This window comes from Pseudomonas sp. PDM22, from assembly GCF_014851965.1.
Lineage (GTDB): Bacteria > Pseudomonadota > Gammaproteobacteria > Pseudomonadales > Pseudomonadaceae > Pseudomonas.
In genome coordinates, this window is record NZ_JACVAR010000009.1 from 252,023 (window position 1) to 276,837 (window position 24,815).

14 protein-coding genes are annotated in these 24,815 nt (G+C 64.9%); 9 read left to right on the top strand and 5 right to left on the bottom strand.

What is annotated here, in order from left to right:
- Positions 1-9 precede the first annotated feature (9 nt).
- Entirely contained in the window at positions 10-3,150 is a 3,141-nt protein-coding gene (locus tag IB255_RS27350) for a CusA/CzcA family heavy metal efflux RND transporter (protein WP_081517037.1), read from the top strand.
- Between the two features lie 781 nt (positions 3,151-3,931).
- On the opposite strand, the gene IB255_RS27355 is transcribed toward IB255_RS27350, so the two are convergent.
- Entirely contained in the window at positions 3,932-5,269 is a 1,338-nt protein-coding gene (locus tag IB255_RS27355; protein WP_192211123.1) for an OprD family porin, read from the bottom strand.
- 253 nt (positions 5,270-5,522) lie between these two features.
- Here IB255_RS27355 and IB255_RS27360 point away from each other — a divergent pair, with 253 nt between their 5' ends.
- A complete protein-coding gene (locus tag IB255_RS27360) occupies positions 5,523-5,867 on the top strand; it encodes a cupin domain-containing protein (RefSeq protein ID WP_081517039.1) in 345 nt (114 codons plus the stop codon).
- A gap of 171 nt (positions 5,868-6,038) precedes the next feature.
- Positions 6,039-6,347, top strand: coding sequence for an NIPSNAP family protein (locus IB255_RS27365; RefSeq protein ID WP_081517040.1), 309 nt, complete (start codon positions 6,039-6,041; stop codon positions 6,345-6,347).
- Between the two features lie 180 nt (positions 6,348-6,527).
- Here IB255_RS27365 and IB255_RS27370 read toward each other — a convergent pair whose 3' ends face one another.
- A complete protein-coding gene (locus IB255_RS27370; protein ID WP_081517041.1) occupies positions 6,528-7,220 on the bottom strand; it encodes an MgtC/SapB family protein in 693 nt (230 codons plus the stop codon).
- A gap of 313 nt (positions 7,221-7,533) precedes the next feature.
- On the opposite strand from IB255_RS27370, the gene IB255_RS27375 reads away from it, so the two are divergent.
- The 5 genes from IB255_RS27375 (at position 7,534) to IB255_RS27395 (ending at position 17,942) form a co-directional block, all read left to right on the top strand.
- Positions 7,534-8,466, top strand: a complete 933-nt coding sequence (locus tag IB255_RS27375) for a hypothetical protein (protein WP_192211124.1) — start codon at positions 7,534-7,536, stop codon at positions 8,464-8,466.
- 796 nt (positions 8,467-9,262) lie between these two features.
- Positions 9,263-14,278 (top strand): YadA-like family protein, encoded by a 5,016-nt coding sequence (locus IB255_RS27380; RefSeq protein ID WP_192211125.1) that lies wholly within the window; start codon positions 9,263-9,265, stop codon positions 14,276-14,278.
- 63 nt (positions 14,279-14,341) lie between these two features.
- Positions 14,342-15,154 (top strand): OmpA family protein, encoded by an 813-nt coding sequence (locus IB255_RS27385; RefSeq protein WP_081517044.1) that lies wholly within the window; start codon positions 14,342-14,344, stop codon positions 15,152-15,154.
- A 283-nt stretch (positions 15,155-15,437) separates the two neighbouring features.
- The gene (locus IB255_RS27390) at positions 15,438-16,145 is read left to right on the top strand and encodes a hypothetical protein (RefSeq protein WP_139791505.1); all 708 of its coding nucleotides are present in this window, start codon (positions 15,438-15,440) and stop codon (positions 16,143-16,145) included.
- Positions 16,146-16,475: 330 nt separating this feature from the next.
- Positions 16,476-17,942: a methyltransferase regulatory domain-containing protein gene (locus IB255_RS27395; RefSeq protein ID WP_168190481.1), complete on the top strand. Its 1,467-nt coding sequence runs from the start codon at positions 16,476-16,478 to the stop codon at positions 17,940-17,942.
- 57 nt (positions 17,943-17,999) lie between these two features.
- Here the strand turns inward: IB255_RS27395 and IB255_RS27400 are convergent, their stop codons facing one another.
- Genes IB255_RS27400 through IB255_RS27410 form a run of 3 tightly spaced genes read right to left on the bottom strand, consistent with a single transcriptional unit; the run spans position 18,000 to position 23,745 of the window.
- Entirely contained in the window at positions 18,000-19,421 is a 1,422-nt protein-coding gene (locus tag IB255_RS27400) for an efflux transporter outer membrane subunit (RefSeq protein ID WP_081517077.1), read from the bottom strand.
- A gap of 5 nt (positions 19,422-19,426) precedes the next feature.
- Positions 19,427-22,558 (bottom strand): efflux RND transporter permease subunit, encoded by a 3,132-nt coding sequence (locus IB255_RS27405; protein WP_081517047.1) that lies wholly within the window; start codon positions 22,556-22,558, stop codon positions 19,427-19,429.
- Between the two features lie 26 nt (positions 22,559-22,584).
- Positions 22,585-23,745: a MexC family multidrug efflux RND transporter periplasmic adaptor subunit gene (locus IB255_RS27410; RefSeq protein ID WP_192211126.1), complete on the bottom strand. Its 1,161-nt coding sequence runs from the start codon at positions 23,743-23,745 to the stop codon at positions 22,585-22,587.
- 196 nt (positions 23,746-23,941) lie between these two features.
- On the opposite strand from IB255_RS27410, the gene IB255_RS27415 reads away from it, so the two are divergent.
- On the top strand, positions 23,942-24,502 hold the full coding sequence (locus IB255_RS27415) for a TetR/AcrR family transcriptional regulator (protein WP_151186908.1): 561 nt from the start codon (positions 23,942-23,944) through the stop codon (positions 24,500-24,502).
- The last annotated feature ends 313 nt before the right edge of the window (positions 24,503-24,815 follow it).

Consider the following 24,815-nt stretch of genomic DNA (forward strand, 5'->3'; position numbering starts at 1 on the left):
GGCGAGAACATGTTCGAACGCATCATTCGTTTCGCCATCGAGCAGCGCTATCTCGTGCTGCTCGCCGTCCTCGGCATGGCCGGCCTGGGTATCGCCAGCTACCAGAAGCTGCCCATCGACGCGGTGCCCGACATCACCAACGTGCAGGTGCAGGTCAACACCTCGGCGCCGGGCTTCACCCCGCTGGAGACCGAGCAGCGCGTCACCTACCCGGTGGAGACCGCCATGGCGGGCCTGCCGGGCCTGCAGCAGACGCGCTCGATCTCGCGCTCGGGGTTGTCGCAGGTGACGGTGATCTTCAAGGACGGCACCGACCTGTTCTTCGCCCGCCAGTTGGTCAACGAACGCCTGCAGCAGGCGCGCGAGCAACTGCCCGAGGGCGTCGAGTCGGCCATGGGGCCGATCTCCACCGGCCTCGGGGAAATCTTCCTGTGGACCATCGAGGCCGAGCCGGGCGCGCGCAAGGAGGACGGCAGCGAGTACACGCCGACCGACCTGCGGGTGATCCAGGACTGGGTGATCAAGCCGCAGCTGCGCAACGTGCCGGGCGTCGCCGAGGTGAACACCATCGGCGGCTTCGCCAAGCAGTTCCAGGTTGCCCCCGACACCCGCCGGCTGGCGGCCTACCGGTTGACCCTGGCGGATGTGATCGCCGCGCTGGAGCGCAACAACGCCAACGTCGGCGCCGGCTACATCGAGCGCAACGGCGAGCAGTTGCTGGTGCGCGCACCGGGGCAGGTGGGCAGCCTGGAAGACATCGCCAATATCGTGGTGGCCAATGTCGACGGCACGCCCATACGCCTGCGCAACATTGCCGAGGTCGATCTCGGCCGCGAGCTGCGGACCGGCGCCGCCACCGAGGATGGCCGCGAAGTGGTGCTCGGCACGGTGTTCATGCTGATCGGCGAGAACAGCCGCACCGTCGCCAAGGCCTCCGCGGCGAAGCTGGAGGAGATCAACCGCACGCTGCCGGCCGGGGTCAAGGCGGTGACGGTCTACGACCGCACGCAACTGGTCGACAAGGCCATCGCCACGGTCAAGCGCAACCTTACCGAGGGCGCGATCCTGGTGATTGCCGTGCTCTTCCTGTTCCTCGGCAACATCCGTGCGGCGCTGATCACCGCCATGGTGATCCCGCTGGCCATGTTGTTCACCTTCACCGGCATGTTCAGCAACCGCATCAGCGCCAACTTGATGAGTCTCGGCGCGCTGGACTTCGGCATCATCGTCGACGGCGCCGTGGTGATAGTCGAGAACGCCATCCGCCGCCTGGCCCACGCGCAGCAGCACCACGGCCGCATGCTGACCCGCAGCGAGCGCCTGCATGAGGTCTTCGCCGCCTCGAAGGAGGCGCGCCGCGCGCTGATCTACGGCCAGTTGATCATCATGGTGGTGTACCTGCCGATCTTCGCCCTCACCGGTGTCGAGGGGAAAATGTTCCACCCCATGGCCTTCACCGTGGTGCTGGCGCTGCTGGGCGCGATGATCCTCTCGGTGACCTTTGTGCCGGCGGCCATCGCGCTGTTCATCACCGGCAAGGTCAAGGAAGAGGAGAACCTGCTGATGCGCGGTGCGCGCCGCGCCTACGAACCGGTGTTGGACTGGGTGATGGCGCGTCGTGCGCTGGTGTTCGCCGTGGCCGCCGTGCTGGTGGTGCTCTCGGGCGTGATTGCCAGGGGCATGGGCAGCGAGTTCGTGCCCAGCCTGGGCGAGGGCGACTTCGCCCTGCAATCGCTGCGCACGCCAGGCACCAGCCTGTCGCAATCGGTGGCCATGCAGGAAAAGCTCGAGCGCCAGGTGCTCGACAAGGTGCCCGAGGTGCAGCGCATGTTCAGCCGCACCGGCACCGCGGAGATCGCCTCCGACCCGATGCCGCCGAACATCTCCGACGCCTACGTGATGCTCAAGCCCAAGGACCAGTGGCCCGACCCGAAGAAGAGCCGCGCGCAGCTGGAGGCGGAGATCCAGGAAGCCGCCAACGGTGTGCCGGGCAGCGCCTACGAGCTGTCGCAGCCGATCCAGCTGCGTTTCAACGAACTGATCTCCGGTGTGCGCAGCGATGTGGCGGTGAAGGTCTTCGGCGATGACATGACGGTGCTGAACCAGACCGCCGAGCAGATCGCCGGCGTGCTGCGCCAGGTGCAGGGTTCGTCCGAGGTGAAGGTCGAGCAGACCAGCGGCCTGCCGGTGCTTACTGTCAACATCGACCGCCAGCGTGCGGCGCGCTATGGGCTGAATGTCGGCGACATCCAGGACAACGTCGCCGTGGCCATCGGTGGCCGCGAGGCGGGCACGCTGTTCGACGGCGACCGCCGCTTCGACCTGATCGTGCGCCTGCCGGAAAACCTGCGCAGCGATATCGACGCGCTGTCGCGCATGCTCATCCCGGTGCCGGCCCCGGCCAACGCCACGGACTCGCGCATCGGCTTCATCACCCTGGGCGAAGTGGCGCGCCTGGAACTGGTGCAGGGGCCGAACCAGGTCAGCCGCGAGAACGGCAAGCGCCTCGTCGTGGTCAGCGCAAACGTGCGCGGGCGGGACATCGGTTCGTTCGTCTCCGAGGCCAGCGCCAGCATCGGGCAGCAGGTGAAGCTGCAGGCCGGTTACTGGACCACCTGGGGCGGCCAGTTCGAGCAGCTGCAGTCGGCGGCGCAGCGCCTGCAGATCGTGGTGCCGGTGGCGCTGCTGCTGGTGTTCACCCTGTTGCTGATGATGTTCAACAACGTCCGTGACGGGCTGGTGGTGTTCACCGGGATTCCCTTCGCTCTTACTGGCGGCGTAGTCGCGCTGTGGCTGCGTGACATTCCTCTATCGATCTCCGCCGGCGTGGGCTTCATCGCGCTGTCGGGGGTGGCGGTGCTCAACGGTCTGGTGATGATCTCCTTCATCCGCAGCCTGCGGGAGGAAGGGCGCGGCCTCGACGCGGCGATCCGCGAGGGTGCTCTGACGCGTTTGCGTCCGGTGCTGATGACGGCGCTGGTGGCGTCCCTGGGCTTCGTGCCCATGGCCCTGGCGACTGGCACTGGCGCGGAAGTGCAGCGGCCGCTGGCGACGGTGGTGATCGGCGGCATCCTGTCCTCGACCACGCTGACGCTGCTGGTGCTGCCGGCGTTGTATCGGTGGATGCATCGGCGGGATGAGGAGGGGTAGGGCGCCTGACGTCTTGCTCGCTCTCTGGACGCGGGCCATGCACGCGATCGCGTCCATGGGACGCTCCTTGCAGGTCAGTATGCAGGGCGGATAACCCGGAACGGGTTATCCGCCGATGCCACGACGGCGGATAACGCTGGCGCGTTATGCGCACTACGGTCCTGCCTTGTGTGACGCAGAGATGCTCTGCGTAGGACCGAGGGGGACGCCTAGTCCTTGCTCGCAAACCGCCCAACGCCGACGATTCCTTGTAGGGGCAACTGTCTTTCCCTGGTAGTCCCGTGTTTGTGCTTTCCCCCTCACCCCAGCCCTCTCCCTCAGGGAGAGGGAGAAAATCGTGCCGGCTGACGCTGTGGTTTCATCCGGCACCGAACGGTCCCCTCTCCCCTTGGGAGAGGGTTAGGGTGAGGGCCGATCCGAGCACAGATCTATCCGGTAGGAGCGGTCCATGCCCGCGATCGCGCGCATGGCGCGCTTCTGCAGGTCAGCTCCGTCGTCATGGGTAACTTGGGAGCCAACAGATAGGTGCCGTGCAAACCACAGGCATGAGCCGCCCCCACAGGGAAGTTTCTTCAAGGCAAAAAAAGGCGCCCATTCGGGCGCCGAGAGTTCCTCTCCCCCCAAAGGGCACGTGGAGCGCCAGGGAGAGGAGCAGTGCTGCGGGGAAATCATCACCAGTAGCCTTGGGGGGCGGTGATGGCTTCCGTTATACGCAGGCGCGCCTAACGGGAGGCTGAGGCGCAGCTGACAATTCCGTCATCCTCCCGTCAGGCGCAGGCCGTCACAGAATCGCCAGCGGGTATTCGACGATCAGTCGCATTTCGTCCAGGTCCGACTCGAAGGCGGTGGCGCGGGTTGTCGCCTGGCGTACGCGCAGGGACAGGTCCTTGAGCTGGCCTTCCTGGAACACGTACTTGGCCTCGATGTCGCGCTCCCAGCGCTTCTGATCGGTGAGCGGGTCGCCGTTGTCATCCGTGCGCATGTACACGGCGTTGGCGTTGGAGTAATCGGCGTCGGTGCCGCGGGCATAGCGGGTCATGAAGCTCAGGCCCGGTACGCCGTAGGTGGCCATGTCGAGGTCGTAGCGGACCATCCACGAGCGCTCCTTCGGCGAGTTGAAGTCGCTGTACTGGATGGAGTTGTCCAGGTAGATCGAGTCGGCCTGGCGCAGGTAGTCGAAGTCGTTGTTGCCGTTGTTGCGCTGGTGGCTGACGGCGATGCGGTGGGCGCCGAAGTGCACGCCGGCGCTGGCGCTCCAGATGTTGGTGTTGAACTCGCCGAGCAGCTCGCGGCCTTCGTCCTGCGATTTGTAGTAGTTGAAGCCGCCGAACAGCTCCACGGCCTCGCTGAGCGGGAAGTTCAGCGCAGTGCCGAAGTAGTACTGGTTCCAGGCGTCATTCAGGCGGCTGCTGTAGAGGCTGACGCTGGCGTTGTCGTTGATGGCGTAGTCGCCGCCGCCGTAGGCGAGCCAGGCCGAATCCACCGGGCCGGCGTAGAAGGTGGCGAAACCGTCGTCCATCTGCCGCGACTGCGGCTGGCTCATGCCGTGCAGGCGGCCGCCTTGCAGCGTCAGGCCTTCGAGGCTGGTGTTCTGCAGGGTAAAACCACGGAAGGATTCGGGCAGCAGGCGCGAATCGCCGTAGTGCACCACGGGAGTTTCCGGGAACACGTCGCCGGCCTTCAGCACGGTGTCCCACAGGCGCACCTTGGCCGCGCCGCCGGCCTTGGCGTAGTCGCTCTCGGTGCGCCCGTCGTTGTCGGTGGGCAGCACGTCCACCGAGCTGCCGGCGCCGTTGCGCCCGTCACCGGTGTCGAGCTGGAAGCCGACCATGGCGAAGGCGTCGACGCCCACGCCGACCGTGCCCTGGGTGAAGCCGGATTCGAACTTGCCGATGATCCCCTGGGCCCAGACTTCCGAGTAGCCGTTGCCGCGCGGCGGCACTGACTGGCCGTGGCGGGCGTCGCGGTTGAAGTAGAGGTTGCGGTTGAGGATTTCCAGGCTGGCGCCTTCGAGGAAGCCTTCGGCTTTCTCTTTGCTTTCGGCCTCGGCGAAGACGGTCGGCGAAGCGACTCCCAGTGCCAGCAGCGAAGCCGCCAGCGGGAATTTGCGTCGGTACATGATTTGCTCCCAAGGGCAGGAATGGTCGGTGACCGCCTGCTGTTGTTGTTTTTGCCCAGGCGTGGCGAGGGCCACGGGCATCGTGTGGGAGCGCGGATAACGGCGAGATGAGCGGCGGATGACAAATCTGTCAGGGGGCGGGTCAGCGGAGGGCGGGCAGCGCTGGCAGACATACCGATGTCGAATCCAGGCAACTCCTGGCGGCGGATCGTGGCTAGGGTGGCGGACCTTCACCGCAACGACTGGAGCTGTCATGTCCGATTTCATCACCGTACTGCGCGACACCTGCCCGACGCCCGTGCTGGACGCCACCAAGTGGAAGCGCATCGGCGGCGACCCGCACACCGTCAACCTCAATGCCTACCTGTCGGCGGACGGCAGCAAGATCATGGGCACCTGGATCTGCACCCCCGGCAAGTTCGAGGTGAACTACGAGAAGTGGGAGTACTGCCATTTCCTCGACGGCTACTGCGTCATCACCCCCGAGGGCGAGCAGCCGGTGCACCTGCGTGCCGGCGACGTGTTCGTCATCGAGCCGGGCATGAAGGGCACCTGGGAAGTGGTGGAGACGGTGCGCAAGTACTTCGTCTTCGCCTGACGCCGGGCCTTCGGGGCGCGGACAAGGTCCCGCCACGAGCGCAGCACGGAGCAGCCCGGCGGTGTGCGACACGGGTCCTGCGGAGCGCTCCCGCAAGGTTGAATCCCTGTATCGATGCAGGGGTTTGCCCGCTAAAGTGGCCGTCCCTTTCACCGGAAGAGAATTGGCGAGATGGTCACCTGTTACCTGCGCTATGTGCTGGACCCCTACAAGCTCAAGGAATTCGAACACTACGGCCGGTTGTGGATGCCGCTGGTGGAGCGCTTCGGCGGTCAGCACCACGGTTACTTCCTGCCCTCCGAGGGTGCCAGCAACATTGCCCTGGCGATGTTCACCTTCCCCAGCCTGGCCGACTACGAACGCTACCGGCAGCAGTCCATGGACGATCCCGAGTGCCAGGCAGCGTTCCGCTACGCGGAAGAAACCCGTTGCATTCTCAGCTACGAGCGGAGCTTTTTCCGCCCGGTGTTCGGCGGCTGAGCAGCCGCTGCGCCATGGCTGTCCGTCATGCGCCGACCCCGCCGGCAGGCATCCCGCAGAAGCGGAGCAGGTGCGTGATCGCGCTCGTAGGGCGTTTCTGCTGAGGGCTTGGGTGCTTCGGCCTTCGCACGAACACGGAAAAAAGGGAGCCCATGGGCTCCCTTTTTTATCGTGCGATGCCTACTGCGGCCCGTCGCTGACCGACCAGCTGGCTGCCGAAACGTAGGGGGCCAGGGCCAGTTCGCCGACCAGCGACTCCAGCAGGCTGTCCTTGTCGCTCGGGGCCAGCACCAGGGCGGCCACTTCCACGTCCCCGCCGGTCTTGCGCGCGTGGCTTTCCAGGCTCTGCAGGGCCAGGCCGTTGGCGCTCAGACGGCGCAACAGGGTGGAGCGCACCAGCGCTTCCTGGTGGGCTTCGGTGACGGCCTGGACCGTGTAGTAGCGCTCGCTGCTCGGCTCTATAGGGGCGTGACGCTGGATCCAGCGGGTCACTGAGGGCAGGGTGAGGTTGCACAGCACGATCAGCAGGGTGGCGACCAGCGCCGCCGCGAGGAATCCGGCGCCTGCCAGCACACCCACCGCGCCGGTGCACCAGACGGTGGCGGCGGTGCTCAGGCCGCGCACGCTGAGGCCGTCGCGCATGATCACGCCGGCGCCGAGGAAGCCGATGCCGGTGACCACCTGGGCTGACATGCGCACCACCTGGTCTTCCGCGTTCATGAGGAAGGGCAAGGTGGCGAAGGTGGCTGCGCCGAGCGCGACCAGACCGTGGGTGGCGACGCCGGTGAAGCGCTGGCGCCATTGGCGCTCCATGCCTATCAGGGCGCCAAAGCAGAGCGCCGCGAAGAGGTCGAGGACGATTTCGAAGGACATGCCTTTGTTACTCCGCGCCGGCCTTGCGCCAGCGCCCGTGGAAAGGGGCATCGTGCCCCCGGTGAGGATGAAGGTGTGGCCAGTCTACCGGGCCGGAGAGTACGGCGGGCTGATATGTCGCAATCCAGTCGCCGGACCGCCTGGACTCGCCGTGGGTGCCGCGCTCCTGGGCAGTTGGATGGGAAGTTTCCCATGCCTTTCTCAGTCTGCGAGCGTCCGCATGACCAGGGGCGCACTCTAGAATTGCGCTCTTGCCGGCAGTTGCTCGTCAGCAGAATCCGACACCCGTTCAATTTGGCGCAAAGGCGTTTACATGAAGTTCAAGGAAGTCATTGCCTCTCTGTTCATTGGCACCATGCTGGTGGGTTGTGACCAGTCGGGCAAGACAACTGCCGACCCCGCCAACTGGCTCAGCGTTCCGACGTTGCCGATCATCCAGGATGCGATCCTGCCCCTGGCGCCGACCTTCGGTGGGCAGCGCGATGGCGTGCTGAGTCAGCAGATCTGCGCGCTGGCTACCGGAAAGGCCACACAGGGCCAGATCAACGAACAGCTCAGAAAACTGAACATCGAGCCCACCCGTTTGCCGTTGACCAGCAACGATGCGGTGGCTTTGCTGGTCAACGGCAATGTGGCGGCGCAGACCATCGCTTGCGCCGCGTATCAGGCCACCGAAGTATTGCGCCCGATCGATATGCGCGACGTCATCAAGCCGGCGAGCCAGGCGAGTGATCTGCAAGAGCAAGGCACGACGGTCGCCGAGGTTGGCAAGGAAAAGGGCAGAGAGAAAGAAGCGAGCAAGGCCACGGCTCCAGCGAAAGATGTCGATGCCGGCCGCGTTGCCCAGCTACTGCCGCTGCGAATTGCCCAGGCACGAGCCAACGCGGACATCTTTGCCCTGATTGCGGAACAGTTGCAGCGCACACCAGGCCTCAGTATTCAGGAGTATCGCGACAAGGCTCGGGATCTGTTCATCCGCCTGGCACCGATTTATCTGGAGCGAATCGCGCAGCAGATGCCGCCGAGCAACGCCGGCTACCAGGTCCAGCAACTGGATGCCCGGCGCTTCGTCTTCAGCAACAACGTCGGCGCGCGATTCGATTATTCCGTCGAGAATGGACTGTTGCTCAGTCAGAACGGAGTGATCTGGTATGGCAATGGACATTTACTGGGTTCTGTCTATCGGTTGAAAGCGGCTTACTTCCCAGCAGGTGTCAGTAAGCTGTTGGCAGCGAAGCAGCCGTGAAGAGGAGGGCTGTAGATGGCGTTTCGGCTTTCCCGAACGGAGTGTTAGCTCCCTGTCCTGCATCATGAAAATCCCGGCTACTGCCGGGATTTTGCTTTCTGGAGTCAGCACCAGAGCATCTGCCGGGAAGCCATTGTCGAAGCGGGCTGCGCACCATTTGTCCAAATGGGCGCATGCCTGAAGGCGCTCGACCAGGGCCTCGGTAAATTCCTACGACCCAATCAGTATTGGGTTCATATTCCAATTTCCCCCATCTCTCTAGCATGCCTTCCATCAGGATTATCTGGCGATAATTCATGTGATTAAAGGCAGAACCTAAAGTGATTTCTAGAAGTTTGAGCGAGCAGGCGTGCAGCCTTTCCATGGCCGCCAGCTGCAATTGGCGCGTCCGCCTCGCTCTTCGCCACGCTGGACTCCTCGCTGTAGGGCGCTCCTGCCTCGGCCAAATCGAAGTCGCCGTTAATTATCCATGCACCTCTTCTGTATCCGGACTTTCCGGCTCGCCCGCGGCGGATCTGGCCGTTGGGGCGAGTGCTGTCGCCGGCCCGGATGAGTTCGCCCCACGTCCTGTAAATCGCTGCATCCCAACGCAAGTTCCGCCAGGGGTGTCGGTGCGTTTTTCCTGAATCGAAATGGCGTTGCGGATCACCCGCCGGGAAGTTGCCGCTTCGGCGATCAGGCAATTTCCGGGGCGAGTGACTCCCGAGCATCGCGTCGTGCGTAGCCGCTACCTGCCGAACCAGCAGGCATCCGTAACGCCGAGCGCCATCGCGGTTTTGCTTCTTCTGGAGTAATGATGAACAAGGTGTATCGTCTGGTTTGGAATGCCGCCCTCAATGCCTGGGTGGTCGCTTGTGAATTCGCCACGGCCAAGGGCAAGGGCAAGCGTGGCTCGCGGCGCCAGAAAGCCCGTGGAGCAGGCCTGGCGGCGACTTCGCTGGCGTTGGCCATCGGGGCCTCGCAGGTCGCTTGGGCCGAAGAAGCGCAAAGCGTGAATTTCGCTGATGCCTCGAAGTCCATCAGCAGTTCTGCATCCGCTTCCCGTGATCCGGAGTCGTCCGCAGCCCTGGCATATTCCACGGCCCTGGGCGCCTTCAGGGCTGTAGCGGAGACTCCTGCTGCCGCGATAGGCAGCACCAGCTACGCGCTTGCTCCGGCGTCGGCCGCAGAAGCCACCAGCCCGAAAGCCGGATCGCTGGGTGCGGCTCTGATGAACTCCGCGGGCAGCACGGAGGCGCATTACGCCAGTGTCAACGACGGCAATGTCCAGGGCGCGAACTACACCAACGACGGCGCGAGCGGGACCAATTCGATGGCCGTCGGCGTCAGCGCGAAAGCTTCCGGTGCGCGAGCCACGGCGCTGGGCTACAGCACCAGCGCTGGCGCCATCGACAGCCTGGCACTTGGGTCGGGTTCGAAGACCACCGCGATTCGCAGCATGGCAATCGGCACCAATGCATCGGCGGCCGGAGTAGGGGCCATTGCCCAGGGTGATGGCGCCAGCGCGACTCCCAACGACTCCATTGCCATGGGCACGAATGCCCAGACGCTCGCCAATGACGCGAGTATCGCCATCGGCAAGGACTCGGTATCCCAATCCATCCTCGGCCCCGGTTCGGTGGCAGTCGGCAACGAAGCCCAGGCACTGACCAGCGGCAGCGTTGCCATCGGTTATCAGGCGCTGGCCGATGAGGTCAATCCGCCCAGCGCGTTTACCGGCAACGTCGCTATCGGCCGCATGGCCCATGCGACCAACAGCCTGACGGACCCCAGCGAGGCTTCGACGGCCGTCGGTAACGAATCCTTCGCCGACAAGGGTGGCGTAGCGATCGGTGAGCGCACCAATGCCGCGGGCAAACTCAGCACCGCTCTGGGTAACTCTGCCTCCGCGACCATGGATAATGCCGTGGCAGTGGGCCCGAAGGCCAAGGCAACGGCTATCGATGCGGTGGCCATTGGTAACGGCGCCTCGGCGCAACACGCGCGCTCGGTGGCCCTGGGCGTCAGCTCCACCACCAGTGCGACGGTTGCCACGAAGAACATCCAGATCGGCGACACCACCTATGATTTCGCCGGTGTGGCACCGACCAGCACCGTCAGCATCGGCAACGTTGGCAACGAACGTACGCTGACGAACGTTGCGGCGGGGCGAATCAGCCGGACCAGCACGGACGCCATCAACGGCTCCCAGCTCTTTGCGGTCACCGAGTCGATCGATGACGTGATCGCCACGCCGATCACCTTCGCCGGCAACACCGGCAGCACGGCCAAGCAACTGGGCGACACCCTGACTGTGCAAGGTGCAGCCACCACGGCTGGCACGTACAGTGGCGCAAACCTGAAGACCGAGGTCGATGCCAATGGGCAGCTCAATCTGCTGCTGGCCGACAACCCGGCCTTCACCAGCCTGACAGCCGGCGGAACGACGACGCTGGATGGGGCGGGCCTGACCATTGCCAATGGTCCTAGCGTGACCACTGCCGGGATCGATGCCGGCGGCGAGCAGATCAGGAACCTTGCCCAGGGCGTCGACGGTACCGACGCGGTCAACGTCGACCAGTTGAACGACACGATCAACCGCTCCGCCAAAACGCACTACTACAGTGTCAATGACAACGGCGAGCAAGGTGGCAACTACGACAACGACGGCGCCACTGGTGTCAACGCACTGGCAGCTGGCGTGGGCGCCAAGGCCGCGCAGGAAGGCGCAGTTGCCCTGGGCTCGGGTTCGGTAACCGATGCTGCCGTAGCCACCACTGGCACCACCGTTGCCGGCACGGATTACACCTTTGCCGGAACCGCGCCGACCAGCACGGTCAGCGTGGGCAGTGTTGGCAATGAGCGCACCATCACCAACGTTGCGGCGGGCCGCCTGAGCGAAACCAGCACGGATGCGGTCAACGGTTCTCAGCTGTTCGCCACCAACTCCGCCATCGACAACCTCGATGCGGGTTCGGTGAAGTACGACGTCAACCCAGACGGCTCCATCAACTACAACACCATCGCCCTGGGTGGTGATACCTACAACACGACCACCAGGACCGGCGGCACGCGAATCAAGAATCTCGCTGCGGGTGTGGACGGTGGCGATGCGGTCAACGTCGACCAGCTGAACGATACCGTCGACGGCGCGAAGACCCATTACTACAGCGTCAATGACAACGGTGTACTGGGCGACAACTACAACAACGACGGCGCCACCGGTGTGAACGCACTGGCCGCTGGCGTGGGCGCCAAAGCCGCACAGGACGGCGCAGTTGCGCTGGGCTCGGGTTCGGTAACCGACGCTGCCGTAGCCACCACTGGCACCACCGTTGCCGGCACGGATTACAACTTCGCCGGAACCGCGCCGACCAGCACGGTCAGCGTGGGCAGTGTTGGCAATGAGCGCACCATCACCAACGTTGCGGCTGGCCGCCTGAGCGAAACCAGCACCGATGCGGTCAACGGTTCTCAGCTGTTCGCCACCAACTCCGCCATCGACAACCTCGATGCGGGTTCGGTGAAGTACGACGTCAACCCCGACGGCAGCATCAACTACAACAGCGTGACCCTGGGGGGGGACATCTACAACAGCACCACCAGGACCGGTGGGACACGCATCACCAACGTCGCTCGCGGCGTGGGTGACAGCGATGCGGTGAACATGTCTCAGCTCAATGAGACCAACACCCAGGTTACCCAGAACACCACGGACATCGGTGGTCTGGACGGCCGTGTCACCAACATCTACGAGACGGGCACCAAGTACTTCCACGCCAACTCTACCGGTACGGATTCCGTGGCTTCCGGCCAGGATTCCGTGGCCATAGGCATGGGCGCCGTGTCCAGTCACGACGGTAGTGTGGCGCTGGGGGCGGGTTCCGTTGCGGACGGCAGTACGCTGGAGCACGAGGCTTATCTGGCGGGTGGAACTGCCAAGGGTGAGGTGAACATCGGTGATCGTCGCATCACCGGCGTGGCGGCTGGCGCAGAGGATACCGATGCGGTCAACGTAGCCCAGTTGAAGCTCGCGGCGAGCGAAGCATCGGCCGGTGCAGTCAAGTACGACGTCAATCCCGACGGCAGCATCAACTACGACAGCGTGACCCTGGGGGGCGACACCTACAACAGCACCACCAGGACTGGTGGGACACGCATCACCAACGTCGCTCGCGGCGTGGACGACAGCGACGCGGTCAACATGTCTCAGCTCAATGAGACCAACGCCCAGGTTACCCAGAACACCACGGACATCGGTGGTCTGGACGGCCGCGTCACCAACATCTACGAGACAGGCACCAAGTACTTCCACGCCAATTCCACCGGCACAGATTCCGTGGCTTCCGGGCAGGACTCCGTGGCCATTGGCATGGGCGCCGTTTCCAGCCATGACAGCAGCGTGGCATTGGGCGCGGGTTCGATCACGGACGAGGCTGTCGCCACCACCGGTACGACAATCCGAGGCACAAGTTACAGCTTCGCCGGCACCGCGCCGACCAGCACGGTCAGCGTGGGCAGTGTCGGCAATGAGCGCACCATCACCAACGTTGCTGCTGGCCGTCTGAGTGAAACCAGCACCGATGCCGTCAACGGTTCGCAACTGTTTGCGACCAACCAGGCCATCGAGAATATCGACGGCAGCCTCGGCACGCTGGACAAGGGCGCGGTCAAGTATGTGATCAACGAGGACGGCAGCGTCGACTACAACGCCGTTGCCCTGGGTGGTACGACTTACAACAAGTCCGGACGCTCCGGCGGTACGCGCATTACCAACCTCGCTGCGGGGGTCGACGGCGGCGACGCGGTCAACGTCGACCAGCTGAATATCGCGATGTCCAATGCCGAGACGCACTACTACAGCGTCAACGACGGTGGCGAGCAGGGTGGCAACTACGCCAATGATGGCGCGCAGGGCAAGAACTCGGTGGCAGCGGGTGTCAATGCCAGTGCTACCTCCGATGGTGGGGTGGCCCTGGGCAGCGATTCGGTGGCAGCTCGGGAAGCGGGCGCGACCGGGTATGTTCCTGATGGCGCTACCGATGAGCAGACGCAGGCGATTGCCGCGACCACCAGCAACAGGGGCGCAGTCAGCGTCGGTGACGCAAGCTCCGGTATCTATCGCCAGGTGACTGGCGTTGCTGCCGGCAGCGAGGACAGCGACGCAGTCAACGTGGCCCAGCTCAAGGGGGTGGTGAACAGTACCAACGCTGATATCACCAACATCGCCAACGGCAAGGACGGCATGTTCCAGGTGAACAACACCAGTAACCTGCCCAAGCCGAAAGTCACCGGAAAGGACGCCGTGGCTGGTGGTGCTGGCGCCGAGGCTTCCGGGGCCAACTCCGCAGCCATCGGTACCCGCGCCAAGGCGACCGCCAGCAACTCGGTCGCGCTGGGTAATGACTCGATCGCCGATCGCTCCAACTCGGTCTCGGTGGGCAGCGCCGGTTCGGAACGGCAGATCACCAACCTGGCCGCCGGCACCGCCGACACGGATGCAGTCAACCTGGCTCAGCTCAACAAGGCTACCGGGGACATCAACAACAACATCAACAACGTCTATAGCGACCTCAAGCATGACTTGAAGAAGCAGGACGACACCTTGAGTGCTGGTATCGCGGGAGCGCTTGCGGCCGCGACGCTGCCACAGCCGTATGTGCCGGGTGCAAGCATGGCGTCGGTGGGTATGGGCAACTACCGCGGGCAGAACGCCCTGGCAATTGGTGTTTCGCGCATCTCCGACAACGGCAAATGGGTAACCAAACTTTCAGGCAACACGGACTCCCAGGGCGAGTTCGGCGTGTCGGTTGGCGTTGGTTACCAGTGGTGATCCCTTCCTGAGGTCGAGGCCCGGCTCAGCCGGGCCATTCGCGGTTTTTTCGAGGTTTATCAGATGTTCGAGCAATTCAAACTGGGCGGCCTGAAGCTGGCCCTCGCGGCATCCGCGCTGACTGCGCTGGCTGCCTGCGGAACCGTCAGCGACGTCGACTCGGCAGGGCATACGCAGCAGCCGGTGTTCCCGGCGATGAACGATGCCAGCCTTCCCGAAGGCAGTTACGTCAACCTGGAAAACCTGGGCAAGATGCGTCCGGGCATGACCAAGCATCAGGTCCAGGACCTGCTGGGCCACCCTCAGTTCTCTGAGGGCATGTTCGGCGTGCGTGAGTGGGACTACATCTTCAAGTTCCGTCAGGCCGAAGGCCAACCTGACAAGGTCTGCCAGTACAAGGTGCTCTACGACAAGGACCACATTGCGCAGTCCTTCTACTTCCTCCCGGCAGATTGCCAGCAGGCGGCCCCGGCGCCGGTGCCGGCACCCTCGCCGGCGCCTCAACCCAGGGCGCGGACACTCAATCTGGAGGCAGATGCCTCGTTTGCCTTCGGTAGCGCAGTGCTGCGTCCGGAAGGCAAGGCGAAGCTGGATGAGCTGGCCGAAGGCCTGAAGAGCGCCGAAGTCACTTCAGTGGAAATCGTCGGCTACACCGACCGCATCGGTAGCGTGCAGAACAATATCCGTCTGTCCCAGGTGCGGGCCAATGCGGTGCGCTCCTACCTGATGCAACACGGTATCTCCGGAGCGCTGATCAGCGCCGAGGGGAGAGGGCCTGCTCAACCGCTGGTCAATTGTCCGGGAGCATCGACACCCGAGGTCATTGCCTGCCTGGCGCCTAACCGTCGCACGAGCGTGGCGGTTCAGGCGAACTGAGGCTGAGGCGCAGCAGCGGCCAGCTGTTGCGCCTTCCTTGCTTCTGGCACCCCTCTCTTTTTCTCTTCTCCAGCTCCTGCCTGCCATGATCCTTCGATACTGCGTCCTTGCTCTTGCCTTGAGCTCCCTGGCCTTGTCTGGCTGCGGGGAGCCGCACCCTGTTCAACCCTCGGGAAGCGCTGCCGTTCATCGCAACTGGTTGAGTCTGCCCGCCTTGCCGTTGGTGCAGGGTGCCGTGCTCGCGCTGGCGCCTCGGCTGGACAATGGCCTTACGGTGGAGTTGATGAACCAGATCTGCGGCCTGGCGCGCGGCGACCTGTCACAGGATCAGGTCAACCAGTTCCTGGCCGATCGAAGGCTGGACGCCGCGCCAGGGCAGGATCGCAACCCGGCTCTGGTGCCGCTGAAAAACGGTGACCGGGCGGGGCAGGCCACCCTTTGTGCCGCCTACCTGGCGGGCACCGTGTTCAGTACGGCCGATCTGCAGCCATTTCTGGAGGCGAGCGCAGGCACTACCCGCGCTGCCGATGGGAAAGTCGACCGGCCGGAGGCGACGGCGAGCCAGGACAGCGTGACGATGCTGCTGTCAGTACGGCTCGCCGTTGCCCGCGCCAATGCCGATGTCTTTGCATTGATCGCCAGCGAAATGCAGCGGCGACCCGGGCTGACGCCTCTGGAAGTTCGCGAGCAGGTGCAGCAGCTTTTCAGCCGCCTGGCGCCAACCTATCTGGCACGTATCCGTGCCCGCTTTCAGGCGCCTGGAACAGTGCTTCAACAGATTCGCCTGGACAAGGAGACGCTTGTTTTCAGCTCCTCCGATGGCGCCGATTTCGTGCTGGAAAAGGGGCAGCTCCGGCTTCGCCAGGACGGCGTGATGATCTATGGAGACGGTCGCCTGCATGGCCTGATTCGAGCATTGCAGGTGGCTTATTTCGACGCTCAGGCGGCGGCGTTGCTGACACCCTCTGACATGGCTGTGCCGGACAATTGATCGCCTGGAGCCCCGCCACGGTATAAACCGGATGACGCAACGGCTCTGCGCGTTTGCGGGCGGACGAATCAGAAGCCTCAGTACGGAAAGCCTGGGTGTGGACGAATGTCCTGTCAGAAATATCCTTAATCGACTTTGGGCGGCGGCTTCGCGGCGAGCAGAGCGGCAGAATGCGCGGCAGTCTTGTCGATGCGCTCGGCAAGCTTGTATTCCGACTCAATAGGCCATTCTTCCGTGTCCGTATCCGCCGCATCGCAGCCGTCTTCCTACGCCAGTTCCCTGCAGCCATCTTCGAATTGCCATCCGCATACCGCTCCCGAGCACCTGGCCGTGCTGGCCTGGCTGTTCGGCCTGGAGCCGCCGAGCGTGGGAACCGCACGGGTACTGGAGCTGGGCTGCGGGAGTGGCGCCAACCTGCTGCCTTTTGCGACCCGAAATCGCCGCGCAAAGGTGCTGGGAATCGACCGATCGGATGACGCCGTCGAGTCGGGCCTGCAAGCGGTGCGGCAGCTGGGCCTCAACAACGTGCGGCTACACGCTGCCGACTTGGGTGAGATCACCGGGGAGCTGGGCCAGTTCGACTACATCATCTGCCACGACCACTACAGCCATCTGTCTTCCCAGGATCGTCGCGCTGTAGCGCGTATCTGCAAGGAAAACCTCGCCGCCAACGGGATCGCCTACGTCAACTTCAATACCTATCCGGGGTGGAAATCCCGTGAAATGGTGCGCGATGCCATGCTGTTGCGCCTGAGTGGCCGCGTACCGGGTGTGCAGGAACTGGCCGAGGCGCAGGGCATGTACGACTTCCTGAAGCGCTGGGCGCATCTGGGGGGGAATGCGCTCAAAGGTGCGGTGGAGGAGTGCGAGTCGCTGCGCGGAGATCCTGCGCGTTTGTCCACCTTCCTCGAGCCGAGCAATACTCCGTTTTACCTGACTGACTTTGTACAGCGCTTCGAGCAGCACGGCCTGGCCTATCTGGCCGATACCCGCGCCGCCGGGATGTTCATCAACCATTTTCCCGAGGGCGTTCAGCAGGCGCTGCTCAGCGAGTGCGGGAACAGTCAGGTCGCCCTTGAGCAGTACTTCGACATCCTGACCAATCGCAGTTCCCGCCAGACACTGCTGGTCCACGCGGAGCAGGCGGGCGCAATTCGCTACCGGTTGGCCCCCGAGCGGTTGGCGAAGCTGCACGTCACGGCGCGCTTCGAGTGCGAAGGGGCGGTTCAGCTGGACGACAGCGAACAGTCTTTCCGGGTGGCTGACGGCCGTCGCGTCGGCCTGCGTGGCGCAGCGATGAAAGTCGCTGCATACCGCCTCAACGAGGTTTGGCCTCGGACGCAGAATCTGCCGGCTCTACTGGCGTACGTCGAGCAACAGCTGGGGAGTCTGCCGCCCAACGCCGACGCGCAGTTGTTGGATCTGTTCGAGCACATTGTGGTGTCCGACTTTGGGCGTTTCCGGCTCTCAGCCGTGGTCGGCGGGCCGGGGGCGGCAGGGATGCCACGGGTCGACCCGGAAGTCATTGCCTACGCACAGCTGTCGGGCTGTATCGAAGGAAGCGTCACGTTCAACCCCTGGCACGAATCGGTCACGCTGGATGCATTCTCGGCGTTGCTGCTGCCGCTGCTGGACGGATGTCATACCCAGGATGAATTGCTAGAGGTCATTGCTGACGCCGTTGCAGAGGGGCGTCTCGGGTTCCTGCGCGACGATCGGCCGATCACCGATCGGGCAGAGCTGGGCAGGGTCGGTGTTCTGCATCTGCATCGGGTGCTGGAGTCGCTGCTGGCCTGACGGGCAACCCATGGACCCGAGTGGCCAGGTCCATGGGCTGCTACAGCTGCAGGCCGATCAGCGGTGGGCAGCGAGTTCGTCCTTGCCCCAGCCGCCGCCGAGGGCGCGGAACAGGTCCACCAGGGCGATCTGCCGTTGGGTGCTGGTCTCGATGTAGGCCGACTCGTTGACGAAGTTGCTGCGCTGCGCGTCGAGGTAGCGCAGGTGGCTGTCGACGCCGCCTTCGTAACGCGCCTTGGCCAGTTTCAGGGTTTCGTTGGTGGTGTTGGCCAGAGCCCGCCGTGCGGCTTCCTCGCGGCGCAGGGTGTCGGTCGCTGCGAGGGCGTCGGCGACTTCGCGGAACGCCGTCTGGATGGTGCCTTCATAGGCGGCCACGGCGGAGTCCTTGCGCACCTTGGCCAGGTCGAGGTTGGCGCTGTTGCGGCCGGCATCGAAGATCGGCAGCGACAGGGTTGGCACGAAGCCCCACGAGCGCGAGCCGCCGTCGAACAGCCCGGACATCTCCGCGCTGGAGGTGCCGAAGCTGCCGGTCAGGCTGATGCGCGGGAAGAACGCCGCGCGGGCCGCGCCGATGTCGGCGTTGCGCGCCTTGAGCACATGCTCGGCGGCGAGGATGTCCGGGCGCCGCTCGATCAGCTCCGACGGAGTGCCGGGCGCGATGTCCTGGATCAGCATGGGCTTGTCCTGCGGCACCTGCGGGATACGCTTGGCCGCGTCGGATGTGCCGAGCAGCAGCACCAGGGCATTGAGCGCCTGCTGCTTCTGCCGCGCATTGCTTTCCAGCTCGGCGCGGGACTGTTCGACCAGCCCGAGCGCTTCCTGATAGTCCAGCGCCGTGGCCGCGCCTGCGGTGCGCCGCTGGCTGATCAGGCTCAGTGAATCCTCGCGGCTTGCCAGGGTCTGCTCGGTCAGCTGCAGGCGGCGCTGGGCGCCGTCGTAGGTGAGATAGGCCTGGCTGACCTCGGCGATCAGCGCGATGCGCGCACTGCGGGCGGCTTCCTCGGTGGAGAGGTACTGCTCCAGCGCGGAGTCGGTCAGGCTCTTCACCCGGCCGAACAGGTCCAGCTCGTATTCGGGTAGCGCCAGGCCGACCTGGTAGCTGCTGCTCACCGCCGAGCTACCGCTGTTGGACAGGTCAGCCGGCAGCCGCTGGCGGTTGCCGTTGGCGGCGCCGTTCAGGCCGGGCACGCGGTCGGCGCGCTGGATGCGGTACTGCGCGCGAGCCTGTTCGATGTCCAGAAGGGTCTGGCGCAGCGAGCGGTTGTTGTCCAGGGCGACGTTCACCAGTTCGCGCAGTTCGCTGTCGACGATGAAGCTCTGCCAGTCGAGGTTGCTGGCCGCGGCACCGGGCTGGGCGGCGGGGCCGCTCCAGCTCTGTGCCACCGGTGCTTCGGGGCGCTCGTAGGTGGGCGCCATGGAGCATCCGGCCAGGACCATCGCCAGCAGCAGGCTGCTGACGGTAAAGGCAGGTTTGCGCAGGGTGGTCATTGCGCGGCCTCCGTGGGTTGATGCGCAGGTTTGGGTTGGCGACGCAGTAGCGACAGCATCCAGACGAAGCAGATGGGCACGAAGATCACTCCCAGCAGCGTGGCGCTGAGCATCCCGCCGATCACCCCGGTGCCGATGGCGCGCTGGCTGGCGGCGCCGGCTCCGCTGGCGACCACCAGCGGCACCACGCCGAGGATGAAGGCCATGGAAGTCATGATGATCGGGCGGAAGCGCAGGCGCGCGGCCTGGATCGCGGCGTCGCGCAGGCTGTGGCCCTGTTCCCAGAGTTCCTTGGCGAATTCGACGATGAGGATCGCGTTCTTCGCCGCAAGACCAATGATGGTGATCAGGCCGACCTTGAAGTACACGTCGTTGGGCAGCCCGGTGACCGTCACCGCCAGCACCGCGCCGAGGGCGCCGATGGGCACGATGAGCATCACCGATAGCGGGATCGCCCAGCTCTCGTAGAGCGCCACCAGCAGCAGGAACACCACCAGGATCGCCAGGGCGAACAGTTGGGTGGCCTGGCCGCTGGCGACCTTCTCCTGGTAGGAGAGGCCGGTCCACTCGTAGCCGATGCCGGCCGGCAGCTCACTGACCAGACGCTGCATTTCCGCCATGGCTTCGCCGGTGCTCACGCCCGGGGCGGCGTCGCCGGAGATGCGGATCGACGGGTAGCCGTTATAGCGCGCCAGCTGCACCGGGCCTTCTTCCCAGCGGGTGCTGGCGAAGGCGGACAGCGGCACCAGCTCGCCGGCGCTGTTGGGCACGTAGAGCTTGAGCACGGCTTCCGGGGTCATCCGGTCGCCTTGTTCGGCCTGCACCACCACGCGCTGCTGGCGACCCGCGTTGGCGAAGTCGTTGATTACCGAGGAGCCGAACGCGGTGGACAGCGCGCTGCTGATGGACTCGAAGCTGACGCCCAGGGTGCGTGCCTTCTCGCGGTCGATCTCCAGGCGCAGCTGGGGAGCTTCGGCGAGGCCTTCCATCATGGCGTAGAGGATCTTCGGGTTGCCGTTGGCCTCGCCGAGCAATTGGTCGCGGGCCGCCAGCAGCGCTTCGCGGCCGAGGCCGGCGCGGTCCTGCAGGCGCAGCGAGAAGCCGCCGGAGTTGCCCAGACCGTCGATCGGCGGCGGGGTCACGGCCATGATCGCGCCGTCGCTGATGCCGGCGAAGCGTTCGTTGATCGCCGCGGTTTCCGCCTCGGCGGACTGCGATTTGTCACGCACGGACCAGTCCTTCAAGGTCGGGAAGGCCAGCGCGGCGTTCTCGCCCATGCCGGAGAAACTGAAGCCCATCACCAGGAAGGACGAGGCCACGGCCTCGCGGGACTTGAGGAACTGCTCCAGCTCCTGGCCGGTGACGTCGGCGCGCGCACGGGTGGCGCCCGGCGGCAGCTGGATGTCGACGATCATGTAGCCCTGGTCTTCCACCGGCACGAAGGATTCCGGCAGGCGCAGGTAGCTGTAGCCGAGCAGGGCGACGATGCCGGCGTAGATCAGCATGTAGCGCCCGGCACGTTTCACCAGCGCGGTGTTGAGCAGCGTGTAGCGCTCGGTCAGCCGGTTGAAGCCACGGTTGAAGGCGCCGAAGAAGCCGCGCTTCTCGTGGTGACCTTCGGGGATCGGCTTGAGCAGGGTCGCGCACAGCGCCGGGGTGAAGGTCAGGGCGAGGAAGCCGGAGAACAGGATCGACACCGCCAGCGACAGGGAGAACTGCTGGTAGATCACGCCTACGGAGCCAGCCATGAATGCCAGCGGCATGAACACCGCCGACAGCACCAGGGTGATGCCGATGATCGCGCCGGAGACCTGGCCCATCGCCTTGACCGTGGCGGCGGCCGGGGAGAGGCCTTCCTCGGCCATGATCCGCTCGACGTTCTCTACCACCACGATGGCGTCGTCCACCAGGATGCCGATGGCCAGCACCATGCCGAACATGGTCATCATGTTCACCGAGAAGCCCAGCAGGTACATCATCGTCAGCGTGCCGAGCAGGCACACCGGCACCACGATGGCCGGGATCAGGGTGTAGCGCACGTTCTGCAGGAACAGGAACATCACCAGGAACACCAGCACCATGGCTTCGATCAGGGTGTGGATCACCTTCTCGATGGCCACGTCGACGAAGCGCGAGGTGTCGTAGGGCACCGAGTACTCGACGTCGTCGGGGAAGTTCACCGACAGCTCGGCCAGGCGTTCCTTCACCAGCGCGGCGGTCTGCAGCGCGTTGGCGCCGGGGGAGAGCTGGATGGCGCCGGCCACGGTGGGCTTGCCGTCCAGGCGCGCGGTGAAGTTGTAGCTCTCGCTGCCCACTTCCAGGCGCGCTACGTCGGCCAGCTTGACGGTGGAACCGTCCGGATTGGCGCGCAGGACGATGCGCCCGAACTCCGCCGGGTCGTCCAGGGTGCCTTTCACGGCGAGAGTGGCGGTCAGCTCCTGCTCGGTGCTGCCGGGGGAGGCGCCGAAGCTGCCGGCTGGTACCTGCACGTTCTGCCCGCGAATGGCGTTGCCCACGTCATCGATGGACAGCCCGTAGCCGACCAGCTTCTGCGGGTCGATCCACACGCGCATGGCGGCTTCGGAGGAGAAGAACTGCAGCTTGCCGACGCCTTGTACGCGGCGCAGCTCGTTGTTGATGTTGCGCGCGGCGTAGTCGCCCAGGGCGGTGGTATCGGTGCGCGCGGAGCCTTCCTTGTAGTTGAGCGCGTAGATCAGCAGGAAACCGGCGCTGGTCTGCTCGACCTCCAGCCCCTGGGTGAGCACGGCCTGGGGCATGCGCGCCTCGGCCTTCTTCAGGCGGTTCTGCACGTCCACCTGGGCCAGCTCCGGGTTGGTGCCGGGCTGGAAGGTGACCACCACTTCGGCCATGCCGTTGGAGTTGCTGGTGGACTCGAAGTAGAGCAGACCCTTGGCGCCGTTGAGCTCCTCCTCGATCACGCTGGTGACCGAGTCCACCAGTACCTGCGCGGAGGCGCCGGGGTAGGTGGCGGTGACGGTGATCTGCGGCGGCGCCACGCTGGGGTACTGGGCCACCGGCAGCAGCGGGATGGCCAGCAGGCCGGCCAGGGAAATGAACAGCGCCACCACCCACGCGAAGTTGGGGCGCTTGATGAAGAACAGTGACATGGGAATTCCTCGCGGCGATCCTCGCCTTACTGACGCGACGCCTGCTGTTGCTGCTGTTGCTTCTGGGCTTGACGGGCTTCGACCTTGGCGCCCGGCTGCAGGCCGGTGAGGCCGCCGACGATGACCTGGTCGCCGCTGGCCAGGCCCTGGCTGATCTGCCAGCGCGAGCCTTGCATGGCGCCGGTCTGCACCTGGCGGGTCTCGACGCGGCTGCCTTCGCCGATCACCAGCACATGGGCGGTGCCATCGGTGGCGCGCTGCACGGCGCGTTGCGGCACCAGGATGGCCTTGGCGTCGGTGCCTTGCGGGGCGGTGACGCGCACGTACATGCCCGGCAGCAGCAGGCCGTCGGCGTTGTCGAACTTGCCGCGCAGCGAAACCTGGCCGGTGCCACGGTCCACCGAGATATCGGTGAACAGCAGTTCGCCCTGGCGCTCGTACTGGGTGCCTTCGACGCGCAGGCTCAGGGCCTGGCTCTGGCCGGCGGGGAGGTTGCCGCTCTTGAGCGCTTCACGCAGGCGCAGGGCATCGGCCACCGGCTGGGTGAAGTCGGCGTAGATCGGGTCCAGCTGCTGGATGCGCGCCATCAGCGTGGCATCGCCTTGGCCGACCAGAGCACCTTCGGTCACCAGCGCACGACCGATGCGCCCGGAAATCGGCGCCTTGACCGAGGCATAGCCCAGGTTCAGCCGTGCGGTTTCCAGGTCGGCCTGGGCCGAGCGCACCGAGGCCTGGGCGCTGCGCAGGTCGGCGGTGGCGGTGTCGAAGTCCTGCTGGCTGACCGCTTCGATCTTCACCAGTGGCTCGTAGCGCTTCACCCGTGCCTGGGCTTCCTGCTGCGCGGCCTGGGCCCGCGCCAATTCTCCTTCGGCGCGGGACACCGCGGCTTTCAACGGCGCCGGGTCGATCTGGAACAGCAGGTCACCGGCCTTCACGTCGGCGCCTTCCTCGAAGCGCTTCTGCACCACGATGCCCGCCACCCGCGCGCGCACTTCGGCGACGCGCATCGGCTCGATACGACCCGGCAACTCCGAGGTCAGGGTGAGAGGCTCGGTCGCTACCGCCACCACATCCACCGGGCGCGCCGCCTCGACAGCTGCCGGCGGCTCGCCGGATTGTCCGCAACCCGCCAGTGCCAGCGCTGTCACCAGCGCACTGATTGTCCCTACTGCACGCAACCTGCCCATGTTTCACCCGGGGTCTGTCTTTCTAAGAGGTTGCGTATGATCTTTCCGAAGCTAAAATGAGTCAATATTGACTCATGTGAAACAAGTGTGAGCAAAAGTGTCATTTCCTTTGGTAGGTTGGGACTTTTTCTGCACAATGCTCCCCATCCCACCTTTCCCTTGACCCTCTGACCGGTCACCGACCCGAGGCCCGCTGATGTCCCTGACTGCCCATGATGAACGACTCCTCAAGGCGCTTGCCGCCGCCATCGTCGACCGCCCGCGGGCGACGCTGAAGGAGCTCGCAGAGTCGGCAGGGGTGAGCAAGGCGACGCTGCACCGCTTCTGCGGCACGCGCGACAATCTGGTGGAGATGCTCATGAGTTACGGCGAGCGCGTGCTCAATCAGGTCGTCAGCAATTGCGAGCTGGAGAGCGCCGAGCCCCTGACGGCGTTGCGCAAGTTGATCCAGGAGCACCTGACGCACCGCGAGGTGCTGGTCTTCCTGATGTTCCAGTACAGCCCCGACAGCCTTGACCCGTGCATGGACGGTCGCTGGCAGTCCTACAGTGATGCGCTGGATGCCTTCTTCCTCCGCGGCCAGCAATCCGGCGTGCTGCGCATCGACGTCACCGCGGCGGTGTTCACCGAACTCTTCCTCTCGATGATCTACGGCATGGTCGATGCGGAGCGGCGCGGACGTGCGGCCAGCTCCAGTTCGGCGACTGTGCTGGAGCAGCTGTTCCTGAACGGCGCAGCGGCGCCTGCCAAGGCCTGACGCACTTCGATGCGGGATTAGCGGGTGGCTGGGCGGGGCGGAGACTTCTCTGAACCGTTCGACGAACAGGCTGGACGGGGGAATTCTGGCTTGGGCATGATCCGCGACCGGTCATACGGACTTCTCGGACGGGGCTGACTGACAAGGCCGCAGCCTAACTGGTGGGATCGACGCTCTCCCCGGAACGGACGCCCGCCATGCTCATCGATGCCGCCCACCGCTTCTTCGACCACAGCCGTCATACCTTCAGCGTCAGGGACGTCGATGCGCCTCTGGATGTCCTGGCCTTCAGCGGCGATGAAGCCCTCAGCCA

What these genes read in the sequence shown, in the direction of transcription:
- IB255_RS27415 (WP_151186908.1), top strand. Translation starts at nt 23,942, where the DNA reads ATGTCCCTGACTGCCCATGATGAACGACTCCTCAAGGCGCTTGCCGCC.
- IB255_RS27375 (WP_192211124.1), top strand. Translation starts at nt 7,534, where the DNA reads ATGAAGTTCAAGGAAGTCATTGCCTCTCTGTTCATTGGCACCATGCTG.
- IB255_RS27390 (WP_139791505.1), top strand. Translation starts at nt 15,438, where the DNA reads ATGAACCAGATCTGCGGCCTGGCGCGCGGCGACCTGTCACAGGATCAG.
- IB255_RS27360 (WP_081517039.1), top strand. Translation starts at nt 5,523, where the DNA reads ATGTCCGATTTCATCACCGTACTGCGCGACACCTGCCCGACGCCCGTG.
- IB255_RS27370 (WP_081517041.1), bottom strand. Translation starts at nt 7,220, where the DNA reads ATGTCCTTCGAAATCGTCCTCGACCTCTTCGCGGCGCTCTGCTTTGGC.
- IB255_RS27410 (WP_192211126.1), bottom strand. Translation starts at nt 23,745, where the DNA reads ATGGGCAGGTTGCGTGCAGTAGGGACAATCAGTGCGCTGGTGACAGCG.
- IB255_RS27365 (WP_081517040.1), top strand. Translation starts at nt 6,039, where the DNA reads ATGGTCACCTGTTACCTGCGCTATGTGCTGGACCCCTACAAGCTCAAG.
- IB255_RS27350 (WP_081517037.1), top strand. Translation starts at nt 10, where the DNA reads ATGTTCGAACGCATCATTCGTTTCGCCATCGAGCAGCGCTATCTCGTG.
- IB255_RS27385 (WP_081517044.1), top strand. Translation starts at nt 14,342, where the DNA reads ATGTTCGAGCAATTCAAACTGGGCGGCCTGAAGCTGGCCCTCGCGGCA.
- IB255_RS27405 (WP_081517047.1), bottom strand. Translation starts at nt 22,558, where the DNA reads ATGTCACTGTTCTTCATCAAGCGCCCCAACTTCGCGTGGGTGGTGGCG.
- IB255_RS27380 (WP_192211125.1), top strand. Translation starts at nt 9,263, where the DNA reads ATGAACAAGGTGTATCGTCTGGTTTGGAATGCCGCCCTCAATGCCTGG.
- IB255_RS27355 (WP_192211123.1), bottom strand. Translation starts at nt 5,269, where the DNA reads ATGTACCGACGCAAATTCCCGCTGGCGGCTTCGCTGCTGGCACTGGGA.